Here is a 15,304-nt window from a genome sequence, read left to right on the forward strand (position 1 = left end):
CAGAGCTCGGGCATTGGCCAGGTGAGCGGGGCGGTGAGCCAGCTCGACCAGATGACGCAGCAGAACGCGGCCCTGGTGGAGCAATCGGCCGCGGCGGCCGAAAGCTTGAAGGGCCAGGCATCCCGTCTGACCGAGCTGGTGAGCGTGTTCCGCTTTGACCGGGACCCTCAGTAGAGCTTGGTCTTTTCAGATACGGGTTCAGTGCTCCATGCCGAGTGTCAAACTCGACGGACGCACCAGCCGAGATCCGGTAACGTGCCTACGCCCGTTAGGCACCACTTTCGCGGCGGCAGGGTGTCCAAAGTGCTCTGCCGCACAGGTAGCGATGACGCTGGACCACACAACGTCGAGCGAAGTCCAGTTGACGCTGGGCTAAGTAGTCGACATCCTGAAGATGAGATCAGGTATCGCCGAGGACGTATAGAAATACTAGACTGCGCCGGACTCGAAGCCGCATCATGCTATTGGTGGCATCGCCAAGGATATCGAGGATCGGTATTCGCGCCATAGGGGAGTGTCCGAAATTCTGTGTTTGAGGCGCTCTGAGACTTTTCCACGGCGGCGGTCGGCGCTTGCGACACCGACCGACGCGGTGGGACGGTCGGTCTCCATCCTACGCGAGCGGCTTGGTGAACCGGTCCGCATAGAGGATGGCAAATTGATTCATCGCCTCCTTCCAGTTGTGCGCCGCACGTCCCCAGTCGGCCGTGATGTTGCGCAAGGCGAGCCAGATGAGCTTGTTCGCTGCGTCATCGCTGGGGAAGTGACCCCGGGACTTGATGATCTTGCGAAGCTGCGAGTTGATGCTCTCGATCGCATTGGTCGTGTAGATCACGCGACGAACGGCCGGCGGGAAAGCGAAGAACGGAATCACGCGGTCCCAGGCCCGACGCCAGGCGGCAACGACGGTGGGAAACTTCTGTCCCCATGGGCCTTGCTCGAAGGCATCGAGTTCGCGCTCGGCGGCCTCGGCACTGGTGGCCGCGTAGATCGGCTTGATGGCAGCGGCCAGGCCCTTGCGATCCTTCCAGCTGGCGAAGTCGAGGCTGTTGCGGATCAGGTGCACGATGCAGGTCTGCAGCGTCGTGGCCGGATACACCGCACCCAGCGCTTCCGGCATACCCTTCAGGCCATCGGTGACGGCGATCAGGATGTCGTTGACGCCGCGAGTCTTCAGGTCGTTGAACACGCAACATCGCAGAACTTCGCGCCTTCGGTTCCTTCGATCCACATGCCCAAGATGTCGCGGGTGCCGTCAGGCAACACGCCCAGCGCCAGGTAGACCGCCTTGTTGCGCACGACAGCGTCCTCGCGGATCTTCACGCGCAACGCGTCGAAGAACACCACCGGGTACATCGGTTCGAGCGGGCGGCTCTGCCAGGCGCCGACCTCGGCCATCACCGCATCGGTCACGCAGCTTATCAACTCGGGGCTGACATCGACCCCGTACTGATCGGTGAGGAATCCCTGGATCTCGCGCACGGTCATGCCGCGTGCGTACATGGCGATGATCTTGTCGTCGAAGCCGGTGAAGCGCCGCTCGTGCTTGGGGATGAGCAGCGGCTCGAAGCTCGACTCGCGGTCGCGGGGCACATCGATGCGCAGCGGGCCGTCCTCGGTCAGAACGGTCTTGGCAGTCTTGCCGTTGCGCTGGTTGACCGTCTCGGCCGGCTTGTGGGCGCCACTCGGGTAGCCCAGGTGGTGGTCGAGCTCGGCGCCCAGAGCGCGCTCGATCAGCGCCTTCTTGAACGCCATCGACGCAGCGTTGACCGCCTCGCCGCTCATCGGCCCGCTGACAAACTGGTCCAGCAGTTCCTTGGGAATCTTCGGCAGGGCCGCCGACTTCGCAGCTATCGCCGCGTTCTTCAACTTCGTCTTGCTTGGTGGCATACATGCTCCAGGTCGGTCATGCTATGCCTCGCACACAAAATTCCGGACAAGCTCCGCCATAGGAAGGATCCAATCAAAGCGCGCCAGTCCCCTATCGGCGCTGACAGCCATCTCACACCCGTGCCGATCAAAGACATCATGACGACCAATCATCCGCCGCCTCCTCCAGATGGCTACGCCAGCTGGTTGGACTTCGCCGTAGAGACCTTTGAGACCCGCGACCTGTGGATTGAGAGCCTCCTCGCGGACCGGCAACCCTTAGAGCGCGAAGCGATACGCGGTGCTGCCCGCGAGGAACTCCGTCGGCTACGTGCCGCATTGGCCTCATTGAACGTGAGTTCATAAGCGAACTTGCTTGCGCATGAAGCCCTCAAGCAAGATCGCGGGAACCAGGTTGTCAAACCGGTGCCCCGCCTGTGGGGCAGTGTCAAGAATTTGCGCAAGGATCGGAGGCCGTGCGCCCGCCCCCCGGGACCAGACAGCCTCAGGACGCGAGGCTGTCCCACCCCAGTCGGTGCCTGCCGTTGATGGCGGCATGGCGTGCATCGTCCTCGGTGTGGAGATAGATACCCGTCGTGGTCAGCGAGGCGTGACCGAAGGTGTCCCGGATGTGCCGCAGGTCCACGCCGTCGGCCAATCTCGAACCCATCGTATGGCGCAACCAATGCGAGGAGGCCGCCCGCAATTTGTCGGCACGCGCATGATGCTCCGGCCCTTTTGCGCGTAAGCGCTGCGAGGCGATTTCGAATATGTCCTTCACGACGGCGTGCGCCGCAGCGCGCGTCATCTGGACAGGCCATTGAATCGCCCCTCGGGACGGAGCCTGCCACCACACCGGAAAGAGCAAAGGCGATGGCTCTTCATACTGTGGCAACGGACTCAGTCCGAGCCAGTGGCGATAGCTGGTCAGCTCCAGCATGAGTTCATCGGTTGCCGGCACTAGTCGGTCCTTGTCACCCTTGCCGTTGATGTGCAGCCACCAACGCAGCTTCGCAGTCTTCGGGTCGGTACGCGAGAAGAAGCCGCCCATGGTGTTGCCGACGACTTCCGAAATTCGAAGGCCGCACAGATACAGCAGACTGAAGAGCCAGCGTGCGCGCCAGTACGTTGCCTGTTCCCGCTCTGTCGCCTTCGGCAACGTCGCGATCGCCGACCGCACCTCGCTCCATAGATCGTCCTCGAGGAATCGGACCACTCGTGGCGGAGCGGCACTGCGTCGGTGACGACTGAGCGAAAGCGGATTGCCGGCGAGGTAGCCCGCCTGCACCAACCAAGACAGCATCGAATTCACGATCACCATGGCCTGGCGCACGCTGGCGGGCGATAGCGGGCCTGCAAATGGGCGCCAAGCCGGATGGCCACGAGCCAGCTTGCGTCCTGGAGCCATGACCCAGCGCTCAGCTGGTTGCGGGTCGGCCAGGAAGTGCTGATACAGCAGCAGATCTTCGTGTGTGAGGGAGGACAACGGCTTGCCGCGTTCCGCCAATGCCCACAACAGCAGCCGCTCGGCCTCTCGCCGGCTATTGGCCAGCGTGTTAGGGCTGCCAGCGTATCGCGCCAACCATGCCAACACCGCTTCGCGATCCGTGTCGGCTGCGAGTTGGCAATGGCCCGAACGAGATCGGTTCGTGCCGTCGCGACCGGACAGCCCGTCGATTACAGCCGCGGACTCCAGGGAAGCAGGAGATCCGACGGCACCAAGTGCAGGCAGATGGGTCTCGCTCATTTTGTTTGAGGCATTTTCATCTCATTTTGACACTAGAGAGCTAATGTCAAAATCCTGACAGAAAAAGTAAGTTTACCAACGTATTACGTTGTAATATCAATTAATGAGCGACGAATCCGAGATCCTGGCCGAAGTCGACGCCCTGAAGGCCCGATTCAGCGACACGAAGGCGCTGTACCGCGAGGTCTGCGCGCTGCTGTTCTTTAGGTACGGGATCACGCCTACGACCAACAAGCTCTACCAGTACGTGCGCAAGGGCACGATGAGCACGCCCGCTGAGGCGCTGGCCAAGTTTTGGGACGAGCTGCGCGCCAAGGCGCGCGTCGAGGTTGATCACCCGGACCTGCCGTCTGCGGTCAAGGCCATCGCGGCCGAGGCGATCGCCGGGATCTGGCGGCAGTCGACAGACGCGGCCCGCAACGAGTTGGCGGCGATCCGGGTCGAACTTCAGGCGGATCAGGAGCGCACGCGCGACGAGCAGGCGCAGGCGCAGCAGGCCGCAACCCAGGCGCTGGCCACGATTGAGCAACTGCGCCTCGAGCTCGCCGCATCGAACGAGTCTGCGGCCCAGGCTCGCACCGAGCTCGAGGCCGAACGGCGTGCACACTCCGGCGCCATGGCTCGCCTGCACGAACTGCAGACGCAGCTCGATCAGGCCCGCGCGCAGCAGCACCGGCAGCAGGAGGCTTTCAGCGCCGATCTCAGCAAGGCCGGCGAAGCTGTTCAAGCCGCCGATCGACGCGCGGCGGCGACCGAAAAGCGCGCGCTGATGGAGATCGAGCGGGAGCGCCAAGCACGCTCGAAGGCCGACAAACTGGTCGACACACTGCGCGGGCAACTCTCGTCGGCGGACACCCGGGAACGCCAGGTGGCGCTCGAGCACGTTGAGGCGACGGCGAAGCTGCAAGCCAAGTGCGACGGCGCAGTAGCGGCCGAATTGGCCCTAAGGCGCACCCACGAGGCCATCGAGCAGGAGTTGCGCAGCACGCGCGAGCAGTTGCTCATCAGCCGGCAAGAAGCCACGCGCTATCGCGCTGAGGCCCAGACCGTACAGGCTCTCTTGGATCGCATCGGTCCGCCAGATGTACCGACAGCGCCTGCGAAGGCCACGCGGAAAAAGACGTCGTCAGGGTGACGCGCCAAAGCTCTCACCACTGGTGAGAGTAGCCCCGGGACAGCTCCAGCTCCAGGGGTCAAGCGGCATTGGCGCATCGATGGGCGAATGGCCGCTCAAAAGGAAAACCCGCCTTTTGCACGTCTGCGAGAGCAGAACCCTGGCCGAAACCAGGACGTGTGGCGGATGTGTTGCGAACAACTCTATCGGGAATACCGCGGTACGTATCCGGTAGCGCGCCGCCGCCCGCGGCCCTTCAGATGGCCACGGTGCGCGAACCCGGAGCGGCCCTATCGTTGGCAGACTGCCGGGCAGTACAGGGGCCGTTCATAGCGACCTTACTGCGATTTATCAATTTCTTATAAGGTTCTTAACTTCGCTATAGATGGCTGGCGACCTACCGCCAGCGTCCCCGCCGGACAGGCCTTCGGCGCCTGCACTAGAGGTCGAGTGCGGCAACCGGCTACGGTGAAAACTTTAAACGCAACAATGACTTAAGGTCGTTTCTGCGAGAGGTTTAGGAATCCCATCCGACCCATCAAGGTGATGCAGGCCCACCAGTGTTATCGCCTGGTGCAAGTAGTCGGCCCCGTCGCCGCGCGCTGGCGTTTTCGACCTGGTGCCAGGACGTCTGCAATCTGGCTACCAGGACTGGTTCTCGCTATGGCGCAACAAGGCCCAGACGTGGACTCAGACCAACGTCGATCGGCACGTTCAGCACATCGCGGACTCTGGACGCGTTGATGAGATCAGGATCCTTAAGCGCTGGCGAACACTGGCCGGACTGGCTTTTCCGTCGTTTGCGCTCGAACTGGCGACTGTCGACGCACTCAAGGGTTACGCCCGCGGAAACTTGGCCAACGTCGGCTCCCGACACCGGTTTGGTGTTCTTCCTGTCCGGGCTGCTGCAGAGATTGCAGCAGGTTGGCACGGTTGCGCCGATCGACTTTTCCGCCTACCGGTCGGCCATGTAGCTCTTGGTCAGCCGCCCCGCGACGGGCTGGCTTCTCGCGGCTCGCGGGCCAAGTCGACACCCTGATTCCGTCCCTTCTGACCACTTTGCACCGCCGGGCTGCGATTCGTCACGGCAGTGCAGATTCAGCCTGGCGGACGAGGCGTAACGAAGGGACACTGGTCGGCGGCGCTGCAGTGGCGCTACTCGTCCCCCGTATCTAACGCTTCTTGTTCGACTGGGAAACGACCGAACCCGCGAGCGTGCGCGTCAAGGGCGCTGACTTCGCGCTATCCAGCGCGCGTGACGCCTTACCTTCGGTCGCGGCGCCGGTTTGCGCCGGCGTACCGGCCTGGCGCAGTGCCGAGCCGGCAAGGGACTTTTGAAGCGAGCTGGCGGAAGGACTTTGCAGCGTCTTGCCCGCAGTCGACGCGACGCTTGGCGAGGTCTGTTTCGAGTTGGTCGGCATGGCCGCTCCTGGTCGCCTCGAGATCAAAGCCGCCAGCTTGAGGCTCAGTTGGCGCACTGTGATTTTGAACAGCATCCGGGCAACGAGTCAAGGCCCAGCGTCGGATAGATTGACGGCCCTTCGGGAGGCCCTGTGAAGACTTTATCGGCAGTTATCGCGACCCCGATAATTCGTCGACATCCGCGCCCGACCGACACTTTCTGCACCAATCCAACGAATGTTCTCGAATCGGATACATTCGTAAGTTGTTGATTTCATTTGAGTTGTGTTGCCAGGGCGTCACTTTCTGCACCGTCCCAACGCATCGCTTCCGGCGAGGCTTGCCTTCAGCGCTGAGCGCGTCGTGGCACCGGTTCATGGCCGCGCAACAGCGCGTCAAGGTACTTCTCGACCCCGAACGTCAGCATGCCGCGGAAGTTGACGTGCCCGAAATGAGCGGGCCCCAGCCGTCTCAGCCAGACGTCCTCGATCGCGTGCTTCTCTTTCTTCCACTTGTCCGCCACGAGTTGGATCTGGGCCGTGTTCCAGGCAAGCAGGACGTTTGACAGTAGAGCGTGCGAGCCCGAGATGGCGCGCATCTCAGAATCACGGCGGCCGCGTTCAGGCTCTAGGCGGCCGGAGTAGACCGCGCGCTGCAGCTGGTGCACCGACTCGCCGCGGTTGAGCAAGGTGTGGATTTCGCGGCGAAATTCTGGGTTGGTGTAGTAGTCGCACAGGTAAGCCGTACGCAACAGCCTGCCCAGCGAGTCCAGACACTTGTGAAGCGCGTCGCCTTGGGCTGCACTGCCCAGCTTCTCAAGCAAGAACTTCGGTGAGACCCGCCCCGTCTTGATCGAGGCCAGCATGCGCAGGAAGTCGTCCCACCCTGCAGCAATCGGCTTGAGCGATACCTCCGCCGCCGTCGCTCGCTCGAGCACCTGGGGCACGTCGAAGCCGCGCGGCACGAAGAGTTTCTGCTCGGCCAGGTTCTTTAGCCGCGGGCACAGATCGAACCCGAGCCCCTTGGCCACGGACATGGCTACGTTCGTATAGCCGTGGGTGTCAACCGCCAACAGCGACAGCCGCATCTCGTCGCTCTCGCGCGTGGCGTTGTAGGTTTCGACACCATGCACTGCGATGCTTTGCTGGCGCGTGTTCAGGACGATGGCTTCGTCATGGAAGATGCCGTAGGAGCCCAGAACGTGTGTGTAGATGCCCACGGCATGAGTGCGACGGCGGGGATCGATGCGCGCGCTGTACAGATGCTGCGTTGCGTCGAGCGACATCATGTCCGATGATCCCTTGTCGCCAGCGCTCCAGAGTTGGGTAACGGGAAATTGAAGCTGATACCTCAGCACGCGCTCGTTCGCCTTGCTCAGCCGGCCATGCGCTTCGAGTGCGCGCATAGCGCTGGTGATCTGGGGCACCTCGATGCCCGGGATCATGGCCGACACGACCTTGGCAGACACCTCTGTGCCGTGCGCTAGCAACGCGCCATAGACGGCCAGTAGTTCGTTCACCGAATCGGCCTTGTGACCAAGCAGCGCCTCGCTGAAATTGCACGCGACGTCGACATCGACGATCACATCGCTGAGCTGCACCTTGCCAATGACCTTGAATATCTGATCTCGCGTGCGCGTGACGTTTTCGTCCACCTCCAGTGCTTCGATCGGCGCAATGATGATGTGTCCCGCATCATTGATTTCGACTTTGCCGGCCTCCTGAGCTTCTGCCATCGCCTTCATGCCCACAGCCAGCGTGGCCAGCAGCGGTTCCAGAAAACGCACTGGATCCAACGGCATGTTCAGCGAGCCTACCAGCAAGCTGCGCTTGCTCTTCCACTCGTCCTTCGTGATGAGCATCTCGTCGCGACTGCGAAAGTCCTCGCTGTGATCGATCCAGATTCGGCCGCCCTTGAGGCTCTTTCGTACCGACATCAGAGCGCAGGCACGCAGACCAGTGAGGCCTTGTTTGCGGTCGGGGCCGCTGACGATGTCGCGCCAAGTGGGGTCGACCATGCCCGCATCGAAGTCCTTGGGCAGCTCGTTCGCGTTCTTCGCATGTAGGTCACGCAGCGCCGAGATCTGCTTCATCGCAGACAAGCCTTCGCTACCTTGGAAATCGAGCGCCATCATGTCGCTGATCAGCGTCTTCACGCGCACATGGTCCTCGCTCATCGCTTGGCGCACCTGTGCGGCATGGCTGAAATTCTTGGACGCTTTGTCGTCTGGGAACAGCGCCTGCAGCTCCGCGACCTTTTTCTCTGCGCTCAGTTTGAGGTCATAGAGCAGCGACCTGGCCTGGATCTCGCGATTCCGGAATTCACCAACACTCTGCAGCTTGCGACGCGATACCGTTGCCGATGCCTTGTTGACCAGATTGCCGATCCGGCGCCCGGACATGAACAGGGCAATGTCGGTCAACTCCAGCAGCGTCATGCGTAGGAAGCAGACGATCTCCAGATGCTGGGTTTCTCGCGCCAGACGTTGGGTCTGCGCCGGCGGTCGGTTCACAACGTTCTGACCGAAGGACTGCATCCTGCGCAGTGGAATCCCTTCAAGGGTCCACTCATTCACGCCCAGTTCCTTCAGGAACTGGATCTTCGCGATGACCTCGCTCAGGTTGCTGGGGCTGTGCTTGCCGGTGGGCACTTTCAGCCATTCGACAACGGTGGCGCTCTTGCGGCCAAGGCGCTTTGCGAACACGATCTTCAGCACTTGGTCCAGTTTCGCCGGGGGCAGGTGCAGGCGAACAACGTCCAACGCGCAAAGACCGGCACCGGCGAATGCGTCACGCGCTACATCGCGGATCACGCGATCGGAAGGCAGCTGGATCTTGCGGTCGAAGAGCCAGAGCTCTCCGGCGCGTACCAGGTCGTCGATGGAGATTGCATTGCCAGCCTGAGCCCGCAGCGACGTCAGCATTGCCTCAATGTCTGCGGCCTCACTGACTCGGAACCCAGCCTCCTCAAATGCCCATTTCCTATGCTCGAACAGCGTGCGCTGCCGTGAGTACAGAGCACGAAGCGATGCGATCGTGAGGTCGGCAACTCCAAGCGTCTGCGACAAGTACTGCAGCAGCGATGGCGGGAGTGTCTTTGTATGGGCGAAGCTGCGCCCGGTGGCACGTACCAGCACCAATTGAGCGGCGGCTGCTAGCCGAGCTTTCACGGGGAACTTGCGTATCCGTTCGACGTCCGCCGAAGAAAGCCCGAAAGCATGCTCGGCGTCGAACTCGCTGAGACCTTTAGGAAGCTCTGTCAGGCCGACGAAGCGCTGGCGATAGGACGACAACTGGCACCTCCAAGAGACAGGTAGGTGCGCGGCACTATACGGACGGCGCTGCGCTACGCCGCTCTCTGAAGGCGCTAGGGTTTACGCGAAGATCAAACCGGCAGTTTCGGCACCGAAGCCAAGATCACCCCAAGCTGCCCGTAACGTGCCAGACCCCTTCAATCAGTTCGGCGTTGTAGGGCGCCTGCTCAGCGACTTGCTTTTCACCATAGATTGGAGTCCACACCGCTACAGCAATTCGAATTGCGGTAGCTGCATTGGGAACGTAGCCGGCGACGGGCTTGTAGTTATGTTGCGAGGTCGACTGCGCAGCGGCAACCTCGGAACAGAGAGTGAGCACAAGACAGAACGTAGCGACGCGCATTAGTTCTCCAGGCCTAACGTTCGACGTAAGGGGCGGCCCGCTTGCGGGACGTCCCCTTGACGGAGGGGTTAGGCGCTGCGCGCAGGTTCATTGGCTGGATTCCCGGAGTACCTTCGCCTCTGCAGCTGAGATGGCTGCATAGGCTCTGATCGGTGCACTCGAAAAGTTCTCAGGGGTCAAGCTCCCGCCAATCCCTGGTGAAACATACGGGGCGAATACTTGGCCAGGTAGACGGCTAAGACCTGCCGTGTTCAACGCGGCTACAAGATCTGCAAAGAAGCAGGTTTCGAAAAACTCCTGATCGGTTTGCACTTGGGATTTGTGCTGTTCGTAGCTTTGACCAACGCAGTAAAGCTGACCAGACCAACTATCAAGAAGCCAGATACGACCGTCGCCGCCCGACAGGAAAAGATGCCCGAAGACAGACACGTGTAGCAGCGAAACGTCGCTGGCGAGAAGCCAGCTCCACGGTGCTTCGACTGCGGTGCAGTCATACTCGCTGGGATGAAGCAGAACATCGGATAGATGCATGAAGCGCCTAACGTTCGACGTAAGGGGCTGGCCGCAGGCCAGTCCCCTTGACGGAGGGGTTAGGCAGAACGGCCAGAGCACCGAGATGCCTGGAACGCAAGACCGCCACCGACATGTATTTCATGCTTGGCAGCCAAGCGAGGCGCGCGTTGGTGAAGCAAGCGAATTGCATGACAAATGCTACGACGCTGGCCGGACGAGACGAGGGACTTCAAGTGCCTTGGAACAGCGCAGCAAGCTTGCCTTGGCAGAGATGGCCCCACAGAGTACCACCGGCGGTGCCCAGGGAGAGCGATTCGAGCGACCTTGACGTGCTGCCGCGGCCACCCACATGTGCCCAAGCTGACTTGAATACGGCTGGAGCCGCTGCGGTCCGTACGCTGGCCGCCAAAGGACGGACAGCCCATGCCGACGATTGAGTTGCCACCCAGAAGGCTCGGACATGCCGCTGCGCCTCCAACAACCTGCTGCCTTCTGATGCCTAACGTTCGACGTAAGGGGCTGGCCGCAGGCCAGTCCCCTTGACGGAGGGGTTAGGCATCGCAGCGGTAGTGCAACGGGATGAGTACATATGGGAATTCCCTCGGCAGGGCGGTGGAAACAAGACGAGACCGCTTCATTGAAGGGGTCGCGCTTAGTCGCGACCGAAGATCCTCAACCAGAACGCATCTCCATGGCGCATGGCACCCCAGACAAACCCCACCACAACTGCAAAGAATAGGGCGACTATTAGCGAGGTATCGTGAATGCGAAGCCTTGCCGATAGAAACCAGGCCAAGAAAATTCCAGCGACCAAGCCGCAGACAAAGCGGACGACTAGCTCAAGCCGATCTGGTCTGTGATCCTCAATGAACAACGGTTTGTCGCGCTTCATTTGATGCCTAACGTTCGACGTAAGGGGCCTGCCGCAGGCAGGTCCCCTTGACGGAGGGGTTAGCCGGCTGTGCATTGAGCAAGCCTGCGTTTGATGCAGTGTGCCACCGCTGGCTCGGCTGTTTCACTTGGCTGGCCAGGCGCCGAAGGCTTTGAACAGCCTCATCTTGCTTGCCAGGCCGCGACGCTGGGGGGAGGGCTGTTTCTGAGCCGCTGCCCAGGCACAACAACCTTGGCCTGAAAAGATGACGGCGCAGATGTCCTTGGTATTTCTCATCCAATGAGCCACCAAGCTCACGACGACGGGCCATGGCACCAAGCGGCAAGGGTGCGGCGTGGGGCAGACTTGTTCGGCCCCGCGCTGCACGCTTGATGCGGTTTGACCGGAGGCACCAGTTCACAACGACCGTGGCGGCGTGAGCAGCAGGCGAAGCCTGTTGCGACCTTGGGTGATGAACATGACGGCCGGAGCGCTGCGCCGAGGTGGCCAAGAATGCTTCGCACCGACTTTGCACTTCGCCTCCCTCAGACGGCTAACGTTCGACGTAAGGGGCTGGCCGCAGGCCAGTCCCCTTGACGGAGCGGTTAGGCAGAGCGGCCAGAGCACCGAGATGGCTGGAACGCAATGCCACAACCGACATGTATTTCAAGCCCGGTAGCCAGACGACGCAGGGGCTGACAAAACAGAGTGTTTGCATGACAAGTGCTACGACGCTGGCCGGTAGAGAAGAAGGACTTCAGATACCTCGGCAAAGCGGTGAAAGCTTGCCGTGGCGGAGATGGCCAACAGAGTACCACCGGCGGTGACCAAGGAGGGTGATTCCAGCAACCGTGATGTGTCACTGCGGCCGCCGACTTGTGCCCAAGCTGACTCGAATACGGCTGAAGTCGCCACAGCCCGTGCGCTGGCCGCCGAAGGACGGACAGCCCACGCCGACGATGAAGCCGGCACCCAGAAACCGTAGGCCTGCCGCCGAGACTTCACCAGCCAGCTACCTTCTGAAGCCTAACGTTCGACGTAAGGGGCTGGCCGCAGGCCAGTCCCCTTGACGGAGGGGTTAGGCGTCGGGCGGTAGAACAGAGCTGAGACTGGCAGGAGAAGAACTTGATGCCTTGCTTGAACTTGACCTGATAGACCGGGCCCTACGCGACAACCCAAGACAGTACTGCCCCGAGACCCAAAGCATATGCCGCTGCAGAGATGGCTCGCATTTGATGGATTGACGAAATGGCAGATTCTGGTGGCTTGAGTGTGAGCAGCCTTAGAGCCCGAACGGGACCGCCTTGACGGATAGCAACCTGATGCCCCGGCCTGAAGATGGCCTCTGCATACGAGGGAAATTGCTGCTGAACCTCGCTTTGGCCTGCAACTGCCAGCAGCCACAAGTACACGAAGGCGAAGACGCTGCCCAGGCCGCAAATCAACGCGAGGAGACTCATGACGCCTAACGTTCGAGGTAAGGGGCTGGCCGCAGGCCAGTCCCCTTGACCGAGGGGTTAGCCGTCAACGGTGGTGGAAGCGAAGAGGCCTGAAGCATGACGGTGCACCGCAAGTGGCTATGGTGCTGGACTAGGGCGACGGGCAAACCAGATGGGGAGAAACATCCCAAGGCCGAGCCAAGGAAAGCTCTGAGAGAACATGACAATCACGCCGACCTCGCCAGCGAAGACTACTCCTGACATTGCAACGACAACGCCAACCAAGGCATGAACCAAGGCCACATTGTGACGATCAAGAAGAGCCGCCCGCCAGCTAAAGAAGAACGCCAAGCCACCAATGAATGGGCCCGCGACGACAAACAGATTGGGGCGGTACGTGTAGGCGGCGACTGAGGCGGCGACGACCAGTGCCGCGCAAGTTGCTGGCGCAGTTCTCTCCCACTGCGCGTAGCGCTCGGCACGAACCTTCGCGACTTGAGATGGTTGGGGTTCCATTGACGGCTAACGTCCGAGGTAAGGGGCCTGCCGCAGGCAGGTCCCCTTGACCGAGCAGTTAGGCAACTGCGGGTTGCCAACGAGACGCCCGGAACGCCACGCCGAGAGCCCAACCTGGGCCGGAGAACGCAACCACTGGCATGAGGCGTGAGGAATGGAGGCTTCAGGCATTTGGCTTTTGCCGGTTAGGCCGGCTGCTTCTCGGCTGACTGAGCGATTTGACCGTGAAGCGCCTGCGGCAGCAAGGCATTGATCACTCGACACACTGACTCTCGGCGGAGCCGACTCAACTGCCTGACTGTTGGCGGAGCCTCATCAGCTTGCTGGCTATATGAGCCAACCGTCCGACGAACGGCGCCATTGCCCTCATGCTTGCCGGCCCGCCGCGCTGGCAATTCAAACTGCACCTGGCCCGGCTGTTTCTTCACCGCTGACGAGGCCTAACGTTCGACGTAAGGGGCTGGCCGCAGGCCAGTCCCCTTGACGGAGTGGTTAGGCAGAGCGGCCAGAGCACCGAGATGCCTGGAACGCAACGCCCAAGCCGGTATGTATTTCAAACCCGCTGACCAAGCGAGACATCCGTTGGTGGAGCGAGAGACTTGCATGACAAGTGCTACGACGCTGACCGGGAGAGAAGAAGGACTTCAGCTACCTCAGCAGAGCGCTGAAAGCATGCCGTGGCGGAGATTGCCCACCGAGTACCACCGGCGGTGACCAAGGAGAACGATTCCAGCGACCGTGGCGTGCTGCCGCAGCCACCCACATGTGGCCAGGCTGCCTTGAATACGGCGACGGCTTAGCCGGACGAGACGAAGGATTTCAGTCGCCTTGGCAAAGCGCTGAAAGCTTGACTTAGCAGAAATGGGCCGTGGAGTACCACCAGCGGCGAGGCGGAGCGTTTCCAGCAACCGTGGTCTGTTGCTGCAGCTACCCACATGTGCCCAGGCAGACTCGAATACGGCGGGAATCGCCACGGCCCGTGCGCTGGCCGCCGGAGGACGGACAGCCCACACCGACGATGGAGACGCCACCAAGTACTCGTGGATATGCAACTGCGCCTTCACCAACCTGCCGCCTTCTGATGCCTAACGTCCGACGTAAGGGGCTGGCCGCAGGCCAGTCCCCTTGACGGAGCGGTTAGGCGTCTTGCGCTCAAATCGCTGACGCCATGCGGAATGAGGCGCGGACGGACCGAGGTCCAGAGAAGAGGGCGAGGCAAAGCCTGCGCTCTGCATAGACGCTTTGTGGCGGCTCATTGAGTAAATGGTAGTTGCTCGCGCAGCCAACCTTGAAACTCGGGCTCTGATAGAGGAAGCTTCTCCAAGCCCCACTCGTTCCAACGACGGTTGATCATCGTCAGCCAGTCCTCGAGCAGTTCGAAGATTTTTTGAGATGCCTGCTCTCTGCGCGCAAGCTGGAGGCACGAGGATGCAATTCCGTTCAGTTCGTGCACTGACGACTCGCCTTCCAGATAGCGATTCGCCGCTTCGAACAGAAGCTGCATTCCTTCGTGCAGGTTCGACATGGCGACGCCTAACGTTCGACGTAAGGGGCTGGCCGCAGGCCAGTCCCCTTGACGGAGGGGTTAGGCGTCGGCGTCATGATTGCCGCCAAAGTATGCATGCACCGATGGAACTAAGAACAAGCCAGCGGCGATGACTGCAGAAGTAGCGAAAGCGCTCAGCCACATAGACACATCGGTGACCGCGGGCTCAGTGAACCAAGTCTTTGGCTGGGCGGCGGCAACCAATAGGGGAGCGATAGGAGTGGCCACCCAAGCCCACCTAGCCCAGCCGGCGCGAGCTGCCGAACCCCAGGCACTTGAGGCAGCAAAGACCATGAGGACGAGCATGGTGAGCCCCGCTCCGGATTGCCAAAGCTCTTCATACGTAACGCTCCTCCCGTTTACCGTCCAGTTCGTGACTGGAAGCACCAACAGAATACCCAGGAGCGGCGGAGCGACCATTGCTCCCTGGCAGAACATGCGGAACAACGCGGGCATCTCTTTGGTGCTTTGCCACAAGGCTCGGATGCTGCTCATAAGAGGCCTGCAGACGCCTAACGTTCGACGTAAGGGGCGGCCCGCTTGCGGGACGTCCCCTTGACGGAGGGGTTAGGCGCTCGGGCGAGGCGCTGCTCTGCTAAGCCAAAGCTGAAAAGGAACATAGCAATGAACCT

General features: G+C 61.3%; 8 protein-coding genes and 2 pseudogenes. 3 read left to right on the forward strand and 7 right to left on the reverse strand.

Annotation, left to right across the window (positions count from 1 at the left end):
- Positions 1-174, forward strand: a pseudogene (locus AACH06_RS29365) (methyl-accepting chemotaxis protein); the annotation flags it as partial.
- Between the two features lie 439 nt (positions 175-613).
- Here the strand turns inward: AACH06_RS29365 and AACH06_RS29370 are convergent.
- Together AACH06_RS29370 and AACH06_RS29375 are read right to left on the reverse strand one after the other, a co-directional pair.
- Positions 614-1,890 (reverse strand): annotated as a pseudogene (locus AACH06_RS29370) (IS256 family transposase).
- Between the two features lie 484 nt (positions 1,891-2,374).
- Positions 2,375-3,616 (reverse strand): tyrosine-type recombinase/integrase, encoded by a 1,242-nt coding sequence (locus tag AACH06_RS29375; protein WP_341429381.1) that lies wholly within the window; start codon positions 3,614-3,616, stop codon positions 2,375-2,377.
- Between the two features lie 103 nt (positions 3,617-3,719).
- Here AACH06_RS29375 and AACH06_RS29380 point away from each other — a divergent pair, with 103 nt between their 5' ends.
- Positions 3,720-4,751 carry a DNA-binding protein gene (locus AACH06_RS29380; protein WP_341429382.1) on the forward strand — a complete coding sequence of 344 codons (1,032 nt, stop codon included), beginning with the start codon at positions 3,720-3,722 and terminating at the stop codon, positions 4,749-4,751.
- 1,151 nt (positions 4,752-5,902) lie between these two features.
- Here the strand turns inward: AACH06_RS29380 and AACH06_RS29385 are convergent.
- From AACH06_RS29385 to AACH06_RS29395, 4 genes are all read right to left on the reverse strand, one after another.
- Positions 5,903-6,226 (reverse strand): hypothetical protein, encoded by a 324-nt coding sequence (locus tag AACH06_RS29385; RefSeq protein WP_341429383.1) that lies wholly within the window; start codon positions 6,224-6,226, stop codon positions 5,903-5,905.
- Between the two features lie 251 nt (positions 6,227-6,477).
- A complete protein-coding gene (locus AACH06_RS29390; protein WP_341429384.1) occupies positions 6,478-9,423 on the reverse strand; it encodes a Tn3 family transposase in 2,946 nt (981 codons plus the stop codon).
- 124 nt (positions 9,424-9,547) lie between these two features.
- Positions 9,548-9,787 carry an NTF2 fold immunity protein gene (locus tag AACH06_RS30230; RefSeq protein ID WP_423222101.1) on the reverse strand — a complete coding sequence of 80 codons (240 nt, stop codon included), beginning with the start codon at positions 9,785-9,787 and terminating at the stop codon, positions 9,548-9,550.
- Between the two features lie 87 nt (positions 9,788-9,874).
- Positions 9,875-10,318: a hypothetical protein gene (locus AACH06_RS29395; protein WP_341429385.1), complete on the reverse strand. Its 444-nt coding sequence runs from the start codon at positions 10,316-10,318 to the stop codon at positions 9,875-9,877.
- 2,580 nt (positions 10,319-12,898) lie between these two features.
- On the opposite strand from AACH06_RS29395, the gene AACH06_RS29400 reads away from it, so the two are divergent.
- Positions 12,899-13,024, forward strand: coding sequence for a hypothetical protein (locus AACH06_RS29400; protein ID WP_341429386.1), 126 nt, complete (start codon positions 12,899-12,901; stop codon positions 13,022-13,024).
- A gap of 1,354 nt (positions 13,025-14,378) precedes the next feature.
- On the opposite strand, the gene AACH06_RS29405 is transcribed toward AACH06_RS29400, so the two are convergent.
- Entirely contained in the window at positions 14,379-14,651 is a 273-nt protein-coding gene (locus AACH06_RS29405) for a hypothetical protein (RefSeq protein ID WP_341429387.1), read from the reverse strand.
- Positions 14,652-15,304: the final 653 nt, after the last annotated feature.

Origin of the sequence: Ideonella lacteola, from assembly GCF_038066555.1 — a bacterium.
Lineage (GTDB): Bacteria > Pseudomonadota > Gammaproteobacteria > Burkholderiales > Burkholderiaceae_C > Ideonella > Ideonella lacteola.